The sequence below is a fragment of the Nostocoides japonicum T1-X7 genome (assembly GCF_001046855.1).
Taxonomy (GTDB): Bacteria; Actinomycetota; Actinomycetes; order Actinomycetales; family Dermatophilaceae; genus Nostocoides; species Nostocoides japonicum.
The window spans coordinates 3163103-3176128 of sequence record NZ_HF570958.1; the positions used below are offsets into that span (position 1 = coordinate 3163103).

Genomic DNA, 13026 nt, shown 5'->3' on the forward strand with positions numbered 1-13026 from the left:
GCAGCCGCTCACCGACCGCGTCGAGGACACGCTGAACGGCCGGGTCCTCGCGCCAGGCGTCGATGAGCGAGGACAGGTGGCCGGAGCGAGCGGCCGGTGGGGCGAGCGTCATGCGGTGTTGATCCAAACGTTGGCGTCGATGGCCCTCCGCGCTCTCCCTGCGACCACCCTTACGGCGGGCCGGCGACAGCACGAAAGGCCCACATCCGGGCTGGATGCGGGTTCACGCCCAAGCCTACGGTGCCCCGCCGGCAGCCCATGCCCGGTGCACGCCCCCGCGACCCCACAACCCCACCCCTGGCGATCTGCCACCCAATCGGGGCCTCTGCACCACCCCCAGACGACGGCACTCCCCACCGGGCCCGACCACCCTGGCCATCTGCCACCCAATCGGGGCCTGTGCACCACCCCCCAGACGACGGCACTCCCCACCGGGCCGACCAGCTGGCCATCTGCCACCCAATCGGGGCCTGTGCACCACACCCGGGCCCAAACCGGCTCACGCGAGTGGCGGGATGGCACTTGCCTCGGCGAAGGCGACAAGTTAACTTGGGCATGTGGCAAAGCCCCTCATCGCCCCGTCTGCGCTGAAGCACGGGTTGGGCCCTGACGAGATCCGCCACGCTTACCACCATCCCGTCCGCGTCTGGGACCTCGGCGACGGGTTCACCATGATCGTGGGCCCGAACCAGGCCGCGATCCTCCTCGAGGTCGGTTACGTCGAGGGAGAGCATGCGCATGTCGTCGTACATGCGATGCTGGCCCGCGGAAAGTTCCTGCGGTGATGACCATGCCACGTACAGTCGAAGAGATCCTTGCCCACGCAGAGGAGTTGGCGGCCAGGTTCGAGGGCTATGAACCGGATCCGACGGACGAACTCGACCCCACCGCAGTGGCATTGCTGCGCGCCGCCGTCGCAGAACGCTCCGAGGCCGAACAGCATCTGCTGGAGGCCGTTCGGGCGGCGCGTGAGAAGGGCCTGTCCTGGTCGGCTATCGGAACATTCGTCGGCACGACCGGCGAGGCAGCCCGACAGCGGTATGCGGAGAGGGTGGCCTGAGGCCCCGCCCGGCCGACACCTACTGGTAAGTGGCTTTCGCTCACCACATGGCCCGGGCAGCGCGAACGCTGAGGCAGCGTCCTGTGCTGATCCACAGGGCTGGGTCACACAACGCTGGCGATCTGCCACCCAATGGGGCCTGTGCACCACGGCCGAACCCTGCCGAATCACGCCAGTCGATCCCTGGCCGGCCCCACCGACAGGACATTCGCCCACCAAGCCGCCGACAGTGCCCACGGCCCCGCTCACGGGACGCAGCCCTCGGCACGTGTGGTCGCCGATTGCCTGTCGGTTGGGCCGGCGGACACCCAATGCGACCGCATACACCGCGGTCTGCGCACGTCCCACGCACGACCAGGACGAGACGCAGACGCCATTGGATGTCGGTCGGTTCCGCTCAAGGCGACCGCGGCCACCGCAGCCAGCGTGGCGACCGCGTCGGACTCCTCGAGGGGCCTCGTTCAGGTCGTTCCCGTCCGATCGGACGACTGCGGCCGGCCGAACCCCGTAGGACGACGGCACACACAAAGCCCCTGATACCAAAGTGATACCATCACTCATGTGGCGATGACTCTGCGGCTGACCCCCGACGACGAGCAGGCTCTCACGATGCTTGCCGAGGCCGACGGCGTGAGCAAGCAGGAAGCCACCGTGCGTGCGATCCACGAGGCGGCGGACCGCCGACTACGCCGCGACAAGGTCGCCGCGCTCTCCGCTACGGCCAGAACCCGTTATGCCGATCTGCTCGACCGACTCGGTCAGTGACTGAGTACCTCACCCTCGACAACCTCCTGGCCCTCATCGAGGACCTTGGCGTGGGCCCGATCCGAGATGTCGGCCTCCTCGACTCGGCCGTGCACCGACCGCGCGCCACGGCATTCGGCGACGAGGCCTACCCGGAGGTCGATGAGAAGGCGGCCGTCCTGCTGGAGTCCCTGGTTCGCAACCGCTCCCTCGCGGACGGCAACAAGCGCCTCGGGTGGCTCGCCACCGTCGTGTTCTACGGCCTCAACGACATCACTCTCGACGCGCCCGACGACGACGCCTACGACCTGGTCATTGCCGTCGCCACCGGCACCGCCACGTACCGCGAGTCCGCGACCCACCTCGCCGCCTGGCGTTCAGTGACAGCATGATGGCCGCATACCGCAAGGGTTGTTCAGCGCCCTGCTGCACCCTCCAGATCCATCACCTGGCCCGAGCTCTGCCGCAAGGTCTGGAACTGCTCGTACTCCCTGGCTCCCAGATCCGGTATGCCACTCGATAACCTGTGGCGCCCTTCAGAGTGCTGGAGAACACGGCACGTGCGAACTGGCGGATCAACCAGAGATGGGGGCGCGGATGCGCGCCCGGAGTGGCTGGCTGCCATTGCCGAGTATGTCCAGCGTGCTGCGGCAGACGGTGAACAGGTCACGCTCACGTCAAGACGGCGGATGCTGACCCCGGCACGGGACCCCACCCGGTCGCTCGATCCGGAGTCGAGGGTCTGTTAAGGTACCTACTGTAGGCACATAGTGAGGGGGAGATGATGGGTACCACGATCACGAGCCGCGAGTTCAATCGCGACGTCTCTGCGGCGAAGCGGGCCGCCGAGCAGGGACCGGTCACGATCACTGATCATGGCCGTCGTTCACATGTGCTGATGACGGCGGCCGAGTTCGATCGGCTCTCCGGCGATCAGGAGCTCGTCGGAGACCGGCTATGGGCGCGAGGCACCGAGCACATCGAGCTGGAGCTGCCGGAGCGCCGGGTCGAAGCGCCTCGCGAGCTCGACCTGTGAGGTACCTACTCGATACGAATGTCATCAGCGATGCCCGCCTGAAGCGGTCACCGGCCCTGATGACCTGGTTACGAGGCCAAGAGATCGGGGATCTCGCGCTCAGCGTCATCACGATGCTGGAGCTCGAGCGTGGAGTCCGACGACGGGAGCGCAGCGACCCCGCCAGCGCCCGCCCGCTCCGACTCTGGCTCGATGAGGACGTCCGGCCAATGGTCGGTGGTCGCGTCCTGGCCGTCGACGAGCAGACGGCCATCACGACTGCGGCGCTGCACGTCTCCGACTCGATGCCCGAGATGGATGCGCTCATCGCAGCAACCGCGATCGTGCACGATCTCACCTTCGTCACGCGGAACACCAAGGACTTCCAGCGGACGGGCGTCCGACTGCTCAACCCCTGGGAGTTGTGACAAACCGAGACGGGCGAACCGAGCTGCCTGACCAGCGAAGACGCCGGTGACACATCCCTGGCACGCACCCACGGGTGACGCTGTGGTCAGCTGGTGGGGACCACGTCGATGACCGCACGCACTCCCGGGGCTCGTGCGATGCGCGCGTCCGTCGTGACCAGCGTCGCGTCGAGCACCTCGGCGAGTGCGACGTACACGGCGTCGTACGCCGTGAGGTTGTCCCGCAACTCCCAAGCACGAGGGAGGAGTGGCGTGGGGTCATGGAGCATGATGTCGGCCGAGCAGAGATCGGCCACAGCGATCCTGGCCCGCTCGGGGACGGTATGTCCGCCCATGACGAGACCACGCAGGGCGGCGACGACCTCGACGCCCAGGAGCGAGGGGGCGTGCACGGTGATGTCCGGGTCGCTGAACCTCGCCGCAACGACCGCCGCCGACCCACGCACCAGGAGCCATTCCACCGCAGCCGACGCGTCGAGGACGATCACGAGGCGTGGCGGGCGGCGTCGATGAGCGCGGCGGACGACGGACCGGAGGGAACCGGTTCACGTGACGCCACGAGCGCGAGCAGCTCGCGTCGCGTCGGTCGTTCCAAGGATCGGCGCAACTCGGCGAGAGCAAGGTCCGACAGCGACAGGCCCTCCATGGCCGCCCTCGCTTTGAGGCGCCGATGGACGTCATCGGGCACATTGCGGATCTGGATCATCGTCATACCGTCACGATAGGAACCATGCGAGGGAGATGCAAGCATGTGCTACGGAGGTATGCCTCAAGGAGGCAGCACTTCCGACGCGTCGGTATGCGGGAGCGCCGGGCCCGGCGACGACTGCCCTTGACATTCCCCACGCGCCGGTATGCGACCGCCCATGTCTATCGGCCGCGGCCAGATGGGTGGGCCCTTGGACACCGGGGCTCGACCACACGCGAGGCCGCCCCAGGGGCGCTCGGATCGCATCGCCGGCCCCATGAGGACCCACCGGGCGGGGCGCAGTGCCCTCAGCCCGAAACCAGCGCAGTCAACGCATCGTTGGTCTCGACCACCGAGAAGCGGTCCGGGTGCCAGTCGTCGGGGAGCCAGTCCCGCATCTCCTCGGCGCCGAGACCCATCGGGGTCGCTCGCGGGTCGTAGCCGCCACGAACCCAGTCGGCGAGCTCCTCATAGCCGCCCAGCCCGCCGCAGTCCTCCGGCGGGCAGGCCATCCTGCCCGCGAGACACACCGGAACCGGTGGCGGCTCGCCGAGCACCTCCTCGACGAGCAGCACGTGCTCCCACCCATCGCCGAAGTCGTAGTCATAGAAGAGCCGGTCACCCTTGGCGGACACCACCTGGTCGAGCCGCACCTCCTCCTCGGCGACACCCTCGTCACCTTCCTCGAGGTCGAACGCGGTGACGAAGTAGGCACGCTCACGTCGGTCCGAGCCGACGCCGAACCTGTGCAGGTGACCATCAAACCAACCCATCGCGACCTGGAGCACGGCGTGCAGCTCGTCGAGCAGCAGATCGCCGGGCAGGACCAGACGACGCCAGATCGGCGGTTTCGCATACATCAGGTCGACCCGCACCCGGAAGCCCCGCACCCGCTTCGGCACCGGCCGCACCTCTGGTGTCGGCTCGGCGAATATCGCCGCGAACGTGTCTCGGCCGGCGTTCGCCATGAGCGTCTGCACCAGGGCCAAGTCCCCCCGCGACCCGGTCACGCCCTCGATCCTCGTCCGCTCCTCCTTCGGCATACCCCCAGCCAACCAGACCGCTCGGTCGTGGTTCGGTTGATCTCGTGGGTGGAGTAGCCGACGTCATGGCGTCGGCCAGGTCACCCACAACGACGGCACGACGGCACGACAGCGCGCCGACGCGGACCGGCCACCCCACCCTGGCGCTCTGGCACCCAATCGGGGCTTCTGCACCACCTTCAACCCCACGCCCCACCGGATCACGCCCATGGCGCCACGGCCCTCCGAACAGGACCTTCGTGCGCTGGGCCGTCGAGAGTGGCCTCCGCCTCGCTCACTGGACGCAGCCCTCGGGACGTGTGGGCCCCATTGCCTGTCGGTGGGACCGGGCTGGGGGCCGCCGGTTGCGAGATATTCTCGACGACGTGGCCACTCGTCCGTCGCCGGCTGACGGTGACCCCGGCGACCGGCTGAGGTCTGCGGTCGCAGCCAACACGCGGAGGATCCGGCTGGCGCGAGGGATGAGCCTTCGCGAGCTGGCCGAGCGGGCCACGGTGAGTGCCGCCCTGTTGTCGCAGATCGAGCGCGGACTGGCGAACCCGACGCTGGAGGTGCTCGTGCGGCTGGCCGAAGCGCTGGGCACGGGGTTCGACGCGTTGACCCGGACGGTCAGCGAGCGGCCGCTCGTCGTCCGGGCGGGCACCGGGCCGAAGTGGATCGGCCAGGCCGACAGCTCGGTGATCACCGAGCTGTTCAGCAACAGCGGGAACACCCGCTTCGATGTCCGCCATGCGCTGCTTCGGGCGGGGACGGTCACCTCGGACACCTCCCACGGTCCGGGGACGGTGGAGTATGCCGTCGTCATCGCCGGCGGCGTGGAGGTGCGGCACGACCGGTGGCTGGAGTCGTTGGGCACCGGTGATGCGATCCAGTTCGTCGCGGACGCCAACCACGCCTACGCGCCGACCGACGGGGAGGATGCGCAGCTCATCGTGCTCATCGCCTTCCCCGAGATGGCGGCAGCCGGCTCGGTGGTCCCGCTGCCCGACGGCGGCTGAGTCCCCCGAGCTCCCAGAGCGACGCCGCCGTCACCGCGTGAGGACGATCGCGCTGCGATAGGAGGGGGTGCCGAACCGGGCCATGAGGTCGATGTCGTCCAGGGTGATGGGCAGCTGGTCGGCGTCCACCCAGGTCTCGCCGTGGTCGGCATCCACCCAGGGGTCCTGGACCACGAGGACGCGCTGCCCGGATGCGGTCGTGGTGACGGCGAATGCGGTGATCCAGTGCGGGATCTCCTCGGCGTGCATCGGCACCTCGTCGATCAAGAGCTGCACCGCGTGCCCGTGCTCGACGAGGTCGGCGAGGGCCGACGGGCCGGGCCAGTCGGGGCGGATCTCGATCCCCAGGGCCTCCGCCTCCTGACGGGACAGGTCCTGCAGGGTGGCCCGGCGGTCCCGCTCGAGCCCGTCGTAGTCCTCGAGCAGGATGGGTCCCGTGCCGGTGAGATAGACGGTCGGTGCGGGGGTGCCGGGCCCGAGCGCCTCCGCGTCGGCGAGGGCCAGGGTCAGCGGATCGCAGGCCGGCATGTTCGTCGCCTTGCGCCACCAGCGCAGCTCGTCGCGGCGGTTGCTCGCTCGGTCGGCGGGGTCGCTGAGCACCGATCGGCCCGGTCGGTGGATGGCCGTGATGAGTGACACGGCGCCGCACGTGAAGTCGGTGGTCTGGCCCATGAACGGCGGCACCTCGACGGAGTCGGGCCGCAGCGGTGCCGCCCAGCGAACCCAGCCCGTGACGTCGCCCGTCGTGCTGGGGATCGACGCGAGAGGCGACCGTGACACCACGAACCCGTTGTGCCGCAGCAGGTTCGACAGGTCGGGCAGCGAGCGGACGAGCCACGGGTGGACCTCGAGCCTCGTCGCGGCGTCGTCGGAGTGGGCGGCGACGACGACGGCGAATGCCTGTCCCAAGGCACCGCATACCGCATCCGGGTCGGGAGCCGAGTCAGGTCCGCCGGCGGAGGTGATGACAACGTCGGCGATCTTGTGCGCGGCCGTGTGAGGACGGCGGCTGACGAGCATCCAGACGGTGACTTCGGCCTCCGACACGCGGAACACCTGCGGTGTGTAGGGGGAGCGATCCCTGCGCCAGTGGGCCTGTCGCACGGTGTCGAGTGCCGCCACCATCGCCGCGACCTCGGGGTCGTCAAGCGGCATACCGGCCGGGCTTCTCATGCGGACTCCTCCGTGGTGAGGCTCTGGGCTCGTGCCGAGGCGACCAGCTCGGCGGTGTACGGGCTCTGCGGGGTGTCGATGACGATGGCGGTTGGCCCCGTCTCGACGATGACGCCGTCGTGCATGACGGCGACCCGGTCGGCGATCTGGGCGACCACCGCGAGATCGTGGGAGATGAACAGGATCGACAGGTGCAGCTGCTCCTTCAGCCGCCCGAGGAGCTGGAGGATCTGGTCCTGGACCGAGACGTCGAGGGCGGAGACGCTCTCGTCGCAGATGAGCAGGCGCGGCTGAGGAGCGAGCGCCCGGGCGATCGCCACCCGTTGCCGCTGCCCGCCGGACAGCGAAGCGGGACGCCGCCCGGCCAGTTCAGGGTCCAGCTCGACCATGGCCAGCAGCCCGGGCACCTCGCTCGCGGGGCGTCCCGCGGTCCTCAGCGCCTCGGCGACGGTGCGGCCGACGGTGAAGGCCGGGTTGAGGGTGGAGTTCGGGTCCTGGAAGACGACCTGGATCTGGCTCGGTATGCGACCCGCCCGGCCGGCGGGCAGCGAGGCCCCGTCGAACGTCATGGCACCGGCGTCCGGCACCTCCAGGCCGGCGATGACGCGGGCCAGGGTGCTCTTGCCGGAGCCGGAGGCGCCGACGAGCGCGAGCGTTTCGCGGGCGTGCAGGTCCACCCGCACGTCGCGCAGGACCCGGCGCCCGTCGAAGGACTTCTCGATGCCCTCCGCCCGGAGCAGCGTCTCCCCCGCCGGCTGGTCCGCGCGGTCGGCGGCGGCGAGCGTCGGGCTCGCCGCGAGGAGCCGGCGGGTGTAGGGATGCTCCGGGTGGTGGAGGACACGGCTCGTGTCGCCGCGTTCGACGACGGTCCCGTGCTGCATGACGATGACGTCCTGGGCTCGCCCTTGGACGATGCCGAGGTCGTGGGAGATGAGCAGGAGCCCGAGGCCGCGCTCGGAGCGCAGGGCAGTCAGCAGGTCGAGGACGTCGGCCTGGACGGTCGCGTCGAGGGCCGTCGTCGGCTCGTCGGCGATGAGGACGTCGGGGTCGGCGGCGAGAGCAGCCGCGATGGCCACGCGCTGTCGCATACCGCCGGAGAGCTGGTGGGGGTACTGGGCGGCGACCCGCGGATCGAGATGGACCTCCTCGAGCCGCGCCGCGACGTCCGCCCGTCGCTGCGCCGCCCTGCGCCGCGAGCGCCCGCGTCGCTTGTCGGCGGCCAGGAGGGCGGCGGACAGCTGGGATCCGCACGTATGCACCGGGCTGAGGCTGGTGAACGGGTCCTGCAGGAGCAGGGCGATCCGGTCACCGCGCATCCGGGACCACACCCGTTCGGAAGCGGGCAGGGAGACCACGTGTGGTCCGAGGCGGACCGTCCCCGTCGCGTGGACTCCCCGTGGCAGCAGCCCGGCGACGGCGCGCGCGGTCATCGACTTGCCCGAGCCGGACTCTCCGATGATGGCCAGGCACCGCCCCGCCTCGATGCCGAGGTCGAGCGGCTCGACGAGGGTGCGGCTGCCGTGCGTGACCGTGATGCCTTCGACCTCGAGAGCGCTCATGCTTCGTCATCGCCCGCCAGTCGGTCGCCGACCCAGTCACCGAGCACGGTGATGGCGCAGGTCGCGATGATGAGCAGCAGGGCAGGTGCCAGGACCGCTGCCGGGTTGGTGAACATGATCTCCCGCCCGTCGGAGATCTGACGGCCCCAGTCGGCGCTGCCGGGTCGGACGCCGACTCCGAGGTAGGACAACGAGGACAAGGTGACCATGGCGAAGCCGACGTTGAGCAGCATGTTGGTGATCACCAGGCTGCGCACGTTGGGCAGGATGTGGCCGAACATGATGCGCCGCCGGGACAGGCTCAACATCTGGGCCGCCTCGACGTAGGGCCGCGGGGCCTGCTCGATCACGGCCGACCGGATGATCCGGATGTCGGTCGGGCAGAACAGCACGACGAGCAGGGCGGCGACGCTCCAGTACCCGCCGCCGAAGACGCCGCCGATGACGATGGCGGCCAGCAGGACCGGCAGCGCGAGCAGGATGTCGGTCACCCGGCCGACGGTCCCGTCCAGGAGCCCGCCGCGGTAGCCGGACAGCGTGCCGAAGAGGATGCCCAGCAGCATGGAGCCGACGGCGATGACGACCGGTCCGACGATGGCCGATGCGGTCCCGGCGATCGTGAGGAGCAGCACGTCGCGGCCGAGCTGGTCGGTCCCGAGCGGGTGGCCCTCGGCCCCGGGGCTCAGGCTCGCGCTCAAGATGTCCTGGTGCAGGGCGGCATCCTGCAGGAAGGGGCTGGCCACGACGGCGACGACGAGCAGGGCGACGATGACGATCGAGACGATGACCGCCAGGCGTCGGCGGGGCTGGATGCCGACCGACTCGATGACAACGGTCGTGGCGGTCATGATCGAGCCCTCCCTGAACGGACCCGCGGGTCGAGGCCGAGGTAGATCAGGTCGGCCACCATGGCGATGACGGCGATGGCCGCGGCGATGACGAGGGTGACGCCCTGCAGCATCGGCAGGTCCTTGTATTGGACGGCGTTCTGCAGGACCTGACCGAGCCCCGGGAGGGAGAAGATCGTCTCCACGACGATGGTGCCGCTGATGAGGAAGGTCAGCACGAGGCCCGCACTGGTGACGATGGGGATGGCGGCGTTGCGCAGGGCGAGCCCGATCACCGCGCGGCCGGACAGTCCGCGGCCCCGGGCCGCCAGGACGTAGTCGCTGTCCAGCTCGCGGATCATGGCGGTCCGCGTGATGCGCATCAGCATGGCGCCCACGCCTGCCGCGAGCGCGGCCGCCGGCAGCAGGAGGTGGTAGAGCACGTCGAGCGCGCCGTGACCCGACCCGTACACCGGGAAGATGGGGACGTAGTAGGCCAAGGCATACAGCAGGGCCAGGGCGATGGTGAACGGTGGCGCGCTCAACCCGACGAGGGCGACGGTCGTGGACACCGTGTCGAGGGCGGTCCGCTGCCGGAGCGCCGCGAAGACGCCAAGGGGTATGCAGGTGACCACCGCGACGACGAAGGCGAGCAGCGCCAGCGCCACCGTCAGCGGCAGCCGGCGGTCGGCGAGGACCGCCGAGACCGGCTGCTGGAGCTGGACGGAGGTCCCGAGGTCACCGTGCAGCGCATTCGTCAGCCAGTCCCAGTACTGCACGGGCAGCGAGTCGTCGAGGTGGTACTGCGCCCGGATCTGCTCCTGCAGCTGGGGGGTGACCTGCCGGTTCCCGATCAGGGTCCGCACCAGGTCGCCGGGAGCCAGGTGGGGCAGGCTGAAGGTGAGCACGGAGATGACGAACAGGACGAGGACGATGCCGACGAGCCGTTGGCCGAGCAGCCAGGCCACAGGATGACGTCGACGCCACGGTCGGCGAGCCACACCGGGGACCGCGTCGGAGATGGCGTCGGAGATCGCGCCGCTACTTCGGGGCATACAGCGAGCTGCCCCACTCGGAGTTGAAGGTGAACGCCCTGAAGTCCTTCAGGGCGACCTTGGCGGAGAAGCCGGTCACCGACTGGCCCCACCACAGCGGCACGTTGATGTAGTCGGCCGCCTGCAGGGAGTCGGCCTTGACCAGGTCGGCGATGCGGGTCTTGCCGTCGGTGGCGGCCGCGGCCTGGGTCAGCAGCGAGGTCACTGCCGGGTTGTCGTAGCCGGAGATGTTGCCGGCGCCCAGCATGTAGCTCGGCACCTCGGCGGGGTCGCCCGTCGTGGAGAAGTACCACATGAACGACACCCCGTGGGTCTTGTCGCCGAGCGTGGCCAGCCATTGCTCGATCGGCACCTCCTTGACGGTCAGCGTGATGCCGAGCGACTTCACGCTCTGTGCCAGGGCCTGGGCGGCCAGACCGATCTGCGGGCCGGTGTTGGGGTAGGTCAGCTCGGCCGAGAACCCCTGGGGATGCGTGGATGCGGCCAGCGCCGCCTTCGCCTTGGTCAGGTCGAAGCTCGTATGCGTGACCCCGTTCAGGACCTGCCGGGCCTCGCTGGCGGAGTAGACCGACTCGAGCGACTCCGGCGTCATCATCGACGTGGCGACCTCGCCGTAGCCGTGCAGCAGCTTCGTCACGTAGGCGTCCTTGTCCGCGGCATAGGCGATCGCCTCCCGGACCTTCGGATCGTCGAACGGCTTGACCCGTGTGTCGAAGTTCAGCCCGAGGTAGGACAGGTCGTTGACGGCCTCGACGCGTTCACCGCTGATCTGCTTCCACTGGGCCACCTGGTCGAGGGGCACGTTGAAGGCGATGTCGACGTCGCCGGACTTGGCGGCCAGCAGCCTCGTGTTCTCGTCGGCGATGAACTTGACGTTGATGGTCTTGACCTTCGGCGCCGTCCCCCACCACGTGTCGTCCCGCTCCAGGGTGATGCCCGAGTCCGGGGTGAAGGACGTCACCTTGTACGGCCCCGTCCCGAGGACCAGCGAGGTGCTGGTACCGATCTTGCCGCCCACCTTCTTCCAGAACTTCTCCGAGGTGATGAATGCCGCGCCCGCCGTGCTCATCAGCGTCGGGAACGCCGCGTCGGCCTGCTTCAACGTGACGGTGACCTGTCGATCGCCGGTCACCGCAACGTCCTTGACGCCACTCAGGTAGCCGGCGATCCCCGGTGAGGTCTTGGCGTCCCGGGCCTCGTCGAGGCTGAACTTGACATCCTGCGCGGTGACCGGGCTCCCGTCGGAGAACTTCGCATTCGCCCGAAGGTCGTAGACATAGGTCGTGGCGTTCGGCTGAGACCACTTCTCGGCGAGGGCCGGCACGATCCGGCCCTGGCCGTTGAGACCGACCAGACCCTCGTAGAACAGGTTGGCGATGTTGTAGTTGAGGATCCCGGACTCCTGCCCCGGGTACAACGAGGACAACGAGCCGGGCAGCGCCACCGAGATGGCACTGATCTCCTTGCCGCTGTCCGCCTGCGCATCCGTCGACGACGACGCGGACGTGCCGCCGCCCTTGGCGCACCCGGCGCTCACCAACGTGGCGGCGACCGCCACGAGCGCGCCCACCCGCACACGAGCGGAATGCCGAGAACGAGCAGCGTGCATGGGAGGGGCCTCCTGCCGGACAGGGTGTTCACTGAGACAGAGCGATCGCTATGCCACAGTAAACACTAGACCCGCGTGGAGGGAAGGGGCATCGGCGGAGCGGTGGGCCTCGCGGCATACCGGCTGCCCACAGCGCCCTCACGCCTGGACGGCCCAGGAGCGGTCTTGCCGGGCGCGCCCTCTTGGTGTTGCGGCTGGTATGCCCGGCCGAGGATCAGCCCTTCAGGCGCGCGTGCCGCGGCGGGTACCCACGGCCCCGCCGGCCCCATGCGACGACCCCGGCTCCGAGGGCGACGACGCCGATACCGATGCCCGCCGCGGAGTTGAGCTGGAACACCGCCGCGGCGAGCAGGAGGCCGACGATGACTCCGGCGATCCGGAGGACGGCGAGCCGGTCCGGTGTGGAGACGGACTGGAGGTTGGTGGTGGACGGTTGTGATGCCATGCGAGAGATCCCCCGGTATCGAAACGTTCGAGCGATCCCGGGACATCGCGCACGACGACGCCCCGGGTCCACCCCCGGCGTCGTCAGGGCATCGACACGCCGGTCTCCTCGGTCCTGCACGCCGTCGGCCGGTTCACACCGGTCCCCCCGGCAGCCATGCACTACAAGGTAAAGAGATCGTATGGAATCGAGCCCACGGCTGGACGCGGAATGCACATTCTGGGTCGCCGAACGGTGGCGAGTGTCGATGTGATGGGGATCGAGCCGAGTCGACCGTCCTGTCGTGACGATTCGCCTATCGTGTCTGCATGTCACTGGTCGAGCTCAGGCCTGTTCAAAGTCGTGAGTTCGGCGTGGCGTAGGCGGGACACGCCGGCGGGGG

16 protein-coding genes are annotated in these 13026 nt (G+C 69.3%); 7 read left to right on the top strand and 9 right to left on the bottom strand.

Features of this window, described 5'->3' with window-relative positions:
• The first annotated feature begins 557 nt into the window (after nt 1-557).
• The 6 genes from BN12_RS14250 (at nt 558) to BN12_RS14275 (ending at nt 3247) form a co-directional block, all read left to right on the top strand.
• Nucleotides 558-785, top strand: a complete 228-nt coding sequence (locus BN12_RS14250; protein WP_048553446.1) for a hypothetical protein — start codon at nt 558-560, stop codon at nt 783-785.
• Between the two features lie 5 nt (nt 786-790).
• Nucleotides 791-1060 (top strand): hypothetical protein, encoded by a 270-nt coding sequence (locus BN12_RS14255; RefSeq protein ID WP_235432412.1) that lies wholly within the window; start codon nt 791-793, stop codon nt 1058-1060.
• A 567-nt stretch (nt 1061-1627) separates the two neighbouring features.
• Nucleotides 1628-1825 carry a CopG family transcriptional regulator gene (locus tag BN12_RS14260; RefSeq protein ID WP_235432560.1) on the top strand — a complete coding sequence of 66 codons (198 nt, stop codon included), beginning with the start codon at nt 1628-1630 and terminating at the stop codon, nt 1823-1825.
• The gene (locus BN12_RS14265) at nt 1822-2196 is read left to right on the top strand and encodes a type II toxin-antitoxin system death-on-curing family toxin (RefSeq protein WP_048553451.1); all 375 of its coding nucleotides are present in this window, start codon (nt 1822-1824) and stop codon (nt 2194-2196) included. The genes BN12_RS14260 and BN12_RS14265 overlap by 4 nt, the downstream gene beginning before the upstream one ends.
• Before the next feature lie 392 nt (nt 2197-2588).
• The gene (locus BN12_RS14270; RefSeq protein ID WP_083455009.1) at nt 2589-2840 is read left to right on the top strand and encodes a type II toxin-antitoxin system prevent-host-death family antitoxin; all 252 of its coding nucleotides are present in this window, start codon (nt 2589-2591) and stop codon (nt 2838-2840) included.
• Nucleotides 2837-3247 (top strand): type II toxin-antitoxin system VapC family toxin, encoded by a 411-nt coding sequence (locus tag BN12_RS14275; protein WP_048553454.1) that lies wholly within the window; start codon nt 2837-2839, stop codon nt 3245-3247. The genes BN12_RS14270 and BN12_RS14275 overlap by 4 nt, the downstream gene beginning before the upstream one ends.
• 86 nt (nt 3248-3333) lie before the next feature.
• Here BN12_RS14275 and BN12_RS14280 read toward each other — a convergent pair whose 3' ends face one another.
• The 3 genes from BN12_RS14280 to BN12_RS14290 all read right to left on the bottom strand — a co-directional run bounded on the left by BN12_RS14280 (nt 3334) and on the right by BN12_RS14290 (nt 4978).
• Nucleotides 3334-3735 carry a type II toxin-antitoxin system VapC family toxin gene (locus tag BN12_RS14280; protein ID WP_048553456.1) on the bottom strand — a complete coding sequence of 134 codons (402 nt, stop codon included), beginning with the start codon at nt 3733-3735 and terminating at the stop codon, nt 3334-3336.
• The gene (locus BN12_RS14285; RefSeq protein ID WP_200901220.1) at nt 3732-3959 is read right to left on the bottom strand and encodes a FitA-like ribbon-helix-helix domain-containing protein; all 228 of its coding nucleotides are present in this window, start codon (nt 3957-3959) and stop codon (nt 3732-3734) included. The genes BN12_RS14280 and BN12_RS14285 overlap by 4 nt, the downstream gene beginning before the upstream one ends.
• A 284-nt stretch (nt 3960-4243) precedes the next feature.
• Nucleotides 4244-4978, bottom strand: a complete 735-nt coding sequence (locus tag BN12_RS14290; protein WP_048553458.1) for a plasmid pRiA4b ORF-3 family protein — start codon at nt 4976-4978, stop codon at nt 4244-4246.
• Nucleotides 4979-5043: 65 nt separating this feature from the next.
• Here BN12_RS14290 and BN12_RS26505 point away from each other — a divergent pair, with 65 nt between their 5' ends.
• Entirely contained in the window at nt 5044-5976 is a 933-nt protein-coding gene (locus BN12_RS26505) for an XRE family transcriptional regulator (RefSeq protein WP_083454656.1), read from the top strand.
• A 30-nt stretch (nt 5977-6006) separates the two neighbouring features.
• Here BN12_RS26505 and BN12_RS14300 read toward each other — a convergent pair whose 3' ends face one another.
• The 6 genes from BN12_RS14300 to BN12_RS14325 form a co-directional block, all read right to left on the bottom strand.
• Entirely contained in the window at nt 6007-7149 is a 1143-nt protein-coding gene (locus BN12_RS14300; RefSeq protein ID WP_083454657.1) for a peptidase C39 family protein, read from the bottom strand.
• Nucleotides 7146-8708, bottom strand: a complete 1563-nt coding sequence (locus BN12_RS14305) for an ATP-binding cassette domain-containing protein (RefSeq protein ID WP_048553463.1) — start codon at nt 8706-8708, stop codon at nt 7146-7148. Before BN12_RS14305 ends, BN12_RS14300 begins: the two co-directional genes overlap by 4 nt.
• Nucleotides 8705-9556, bottom strand: coding sequence for an ABC transporter permease (locus tag BN12_RS14310; RefSeq protein WP_048553465.1), 852 nt, complete (start codon nt 9554-9556; stop codon nt 8705-8707). Before BN12_RS14310 ends, BN12_RS14305 begins: the two co-directional genes overlap by 4 nt.
• Entirely contained in the window at nt 9553-10503 is a 951-nt protein-coding gene (locus BN12_RS14315; RefSeq protein WP_235432414.1) for an ABC transporter permease, read from the bottom strand. Before BN12_RS14315 ends, BN12_RS14310 begins: the two co-directional genes overlap by 4 nt.
• 73 nt (nt 10504-10576) lie before the next feature.
• On the bottom strand, nt 10577-12160 hold the full coding sequence (locus tag BN12_RS14320) for an ABC transporter substrate-binding protein (protein ID WP_235432415.1): 1584 nt from the start codon (nt 12158-12160) through the stop codon (nt 10577-10579).
• 253 nt (nt 12161-12413) lie between these two features.
• Nucleotides 12414-12644, bottom strand: coding sequence for a hypothetical protein (locus BN12_RS14325; RefSeq protein ID WP_048553471.1), 231 nt, complete (start codon nt 12642-12644; stop codon nt 12414-12416).
• Between the last annotated feature and the right edge of the window lie 382 nt (nt 12645-13026).

Coding starts and splice junctions, on each gene's coding strand:
- BN12_RS14305 (WP_048553463.1), bottom strand. CDS start 8,708: ATGAGCGCTCTCGAGGTCGAAGGCATCACGGTCACGCACGGCAGCCGC.
- BN12_RS14310 (WP_048553465.1), bottom strand. CDS start 9,556: ATGACCGCCACGACCGTTGTCATCGAGTCGGTCGGCATCCAGCCCCGC.
- BN12_RS14260 (WP_235432560.1), top strand. CDS start 1,628: ATGACTCTGCGGCTGACCCCCGACGACGAGCAGGCTCTCACGATGCTT.
- BN12_RS14325 (WP_048553471.1), bottom strand. CDS start 12,644: ATGGCATCACAACCGTCCACCACCAACCTCCAGTCCGTCTCCACACCG.
- BN12_RS14285 (WP_200901220.1), bottom strand. CDS start 3,959: ATGACGATGATCCAGATCCGCAATGTGCCCGATGACGTCCATCGGCGC.
- BN12_RS14270 (WP_083455009.1), top strand. CDS start 2,589: ATGGGTACCACGATCACGAGCCGCGAGTTCAATCGCGACGTCTCTGCG.
- BN12_RS14255 (WP_235432412.1), top strand. CDS start 791: ATGCCACGTACAGTCGAAGAGATCCTTGCCCACGCAGAGGAGTTGGCG.
- BN12_RS14290 (WP_048553458.1), bottom strand. CDS start 4,978: ATGCCGAAGGAGGAGCGGACGAGGATCGAGGGCGTGACCGGGTCGCGG.
- BN12_RS14300 (WP_083454657.1), bottom strand. CDS start 7,149: ATGAGAAGCCCGGCCGGTATGCCGCTTGACGACCCCGAGGTCGCGGCG.
- BN12_RS26505 (WP_083454656.1), top strand. CDS start 5,044: ATGGCGTCGGCCAGGTCACCCACAACGACGGCACGACGGCACGACAGC.